Origin of the sequence: Emticicia sp., from assembly GCF_049241225.1 — a bacterium.
In the GTDB taxonomy this organism is placed as follows: Bacteria; Bacteroidota; Bacteroidia; order Cytophagales; family Spirosomataceae; genus Emticicia.
On the sequence record NZ_JBMLRC010000316.1, the window covers coordinates 12,132 to 14,974 of the forward strand.

Consider the following 2,843-nt stretch of genomic DNA (forward strand, 5'->3'; position numbering starts at 1 on the left):
GTCAAAATTGTTGACTCTTCCAAAGCTTTTTTGATGTAGCTTTTGGCATATCGGTACATAAAAGCTACTAATTGACCGATATTATTTTCTTCGTTTTCGGTAGGAGCTTCGACTGGTTGTGGCGATAATATTCGCCCCAAATATTTCTGATTCAGAAATCCCACAAAATCTTCCATCGAAATATTCTTTGATGACTGTTCGGACTCAAAACTTTCTAAATCACCTATTATTTTCTGTAAAATGCTATAATTCATTTATTTTTTGAGTATTCGCTCGAAACAAAAGTGTTTTTTCATACCAATTTAAAAATATTTAGTACAAAAACAAAACATTATTTTGAATGTTTTGTTTAGCTAAATAAACACATATTAACAAAAAATGTTGCAGGGCAAATGTAAAGACGGCCCAAACACACACTCAAACAATTGTTTTATGCACAAGATTATTTATTTGCTTAGTTTTTTTCTTTGCCTACAAGTGGCACATGCCCAACGTACAGGCGAAATACAAGGAATTGTAAAAGACCGTAAAACCCAAGAATACCTCGTTGGTGTAACGATTGCCGTTGAAGGCACACAAAAAGGCGTTACGACCGATATTGAGGGCAATTTCAAGCTAACTTTGCCCGTAGGTAGTTATAATTTGAAAGCTACGTTGGTCGGCTACAAACCTTTGACTAAATTCAATATCAACCTCACGACGGGAAATGCCCAACAGGTTACGTTTGAACTTGAAGAAGAAACACAAACTTTAGATGAAGTAAAAGTGGTAGTGAATCGCTCGGTTTCGGTGGCAAATGTTGAAACCCCCAATTCGATTCAGAAATTAACTGCCGAGGAAATTAAGAATAACCCAGGTGGAAATTTTGATATTTCTCGTGTAATTGGCGTTTTGCCTGGAGTGGGCGGAACGGCTGGTTCGGTAGGTGGATTCAGAAACGATTTGGTAATTAGAGGTGGCGGCCCCAACGAAAACGTTTTTTACTTAGATGGAATCGAGATTCCAGTAATCAATCACTTTGCCACTCAGGGAAGTTCGGGTGGCCCAACGGGTATTCTGAATGTTTCGTTTATTGAAGATGCTACGCTTTCTACGAGTAGTTTCAATGCTCGCTATGACAATGCTCTTTCTTCGGTGCTACAATTTAAGCAACGAGATGGAAATCCGAATAAAGTGGAGGGAAACGTCAGACTGAGTTCGACCGAAGTAGCGGCAACGCTCGAAGGACCAATTTCGCAGAAAACAACCTTTTTGGCTTCGGCTCGTAGGTCGTATTTACAACTTTTATTTTCAGCTCTTGACTTGCCAATCCGCCCAAGTTACTGGGATTTTCAGTACAAAATCACGCATAAATTCAATAAAAAAACAACGCTTAATTTAATCGGCGTAGGAGCAATTGATGATTTCTATTTTGGCGTTCCGAAAGAAACCGATGCATCAAAAGAATATATTTTGCGTTCAAATCCACTCATTAAGCAGTGGAACTATACGGTTGGAGCTTCATTGAAAAGACTTATCACGAATGGCTACGTAAATATTGCTTTGAGTAGAAATATGTTCGATAATGCCCTCGACCGCTATGAAGATGGCAAAAGCGAAGACCCGAATCTCCGAGTTTTCAATTCACAATCGCAAGAAATTGAGAATAAGTTCAGAATTGACGTAAATCAGTTTAAAGGAAAGTGGGAATACAGCTACGGTGCGGTTGTGCAATATGTAAAGTATAACAACGACTTTTTCAATATTTTCAGCCGAGAAATCAGAAATGCCGCAGGACAGCTTATTCAGCCAGAGCGAAAGGTTACGTTCAACACCGACATAAATTTCTTTAAATACGGTGCTTTTGGACAAGTTTCAAGGAAGTTTTTCAACGAAAAGCTAAGTCTTTCAGCAGGAATCAGAACCGATATGAATTCTTTTACCACTGATGGTAATAAACCGCTCGAAACGCTAAGCCCGAGAGCTTCTTTGAGTTATCAATTTGCTGATAAATGGCGAGTCAATGCTTCGGCAGGGCGTTATTTTAAAGTACCGATTTATACGGTTTTGGGGTATCAGGAAGATGGCAGATTTACGAATACTGGCAATAAATACATTCAGTCGGACCATTTGGTGGCAGGTTTGGAGTTTATTCCGACCCCACAGACCAGAATTACGGTTGAAGGTTTTCATAAAAAATACAAAAACTATCCAGTTACGGTTACACGAGGAATTTCGCTGGCCAATGAAGGTGGCGATTTCGGGGCGATTGGAAACGAACGAGTTACGTCGATTGGAACGGGAAGAAGCTACGGCGTAGAATTTTTCTTTCAACAAAAACTGACCAAAAATATCTTTGGCGTATTGAGTTATACGCTTTTCAGAAGCGAGTTTTCGGGAGCAGATGGCAAACTGATTTCTTCAGCGTGGGATACTCGAAATATTCTTTCGGCACAACTTGGACGTAAATTTAAACGTGGTTGGGAAATGGGCTTGAAATGGCTTTCGCAAGGTGGAGCTCCATTTACTCCATTCGATTTAGCAGCATCGCAAGCCAACTACTCGCTGGTTGGACGTGGAACACTTGATTATTCAAGATTGAACCAAGGCAGATTAGGTAATTTCAAAAGACTCGATTTTAGGGTTGATAAAAAATGGAATTTTAAGAAAACTACTTTCAACCTTTATTTAGATGTGCAAAATGCATTGTTGTTTGCGAGTCCAGCATTTCCTCAATATACTTTTGCCCGAAATGCCGACAATACTGGCTTCCAAACCACTGATGGCCTGCCACTTCGTAGAGATGGCTCAAATGCCGTTCCGCTCATTTTAGATAATAATGATGTTTCGGTAACACCATCTTT

1 protein-coding gene and 1 pseudogene are annotated in these 2,843 nt (G+C 39.6%); one reads left to right on the forward strand and one right to left on the reverse strand.

The window, feature by feature from the left end; all coding sequences use genetic code 11:
- A pseudogene (locus ACOVO2_RS16885) lies at window positions 1-254 on the reverse strand (MarR family transcriptional regulator); the annotation flags it as partial.
- Between the two features lie 178 nt (window positions 255-432).
- Between ACOVO2_RS16885 and ACOVO2_RS16890 the strand changes: the two are divergent.
- A partial coding sequence (locus tag ACOVO2_RS16890) for a TonB-dependent receptor (RefSeq protein ID WP_421771108.1) occupies window positions 433-2,843 on the forward strand: 2,411 nt, incomplete at its 3' end.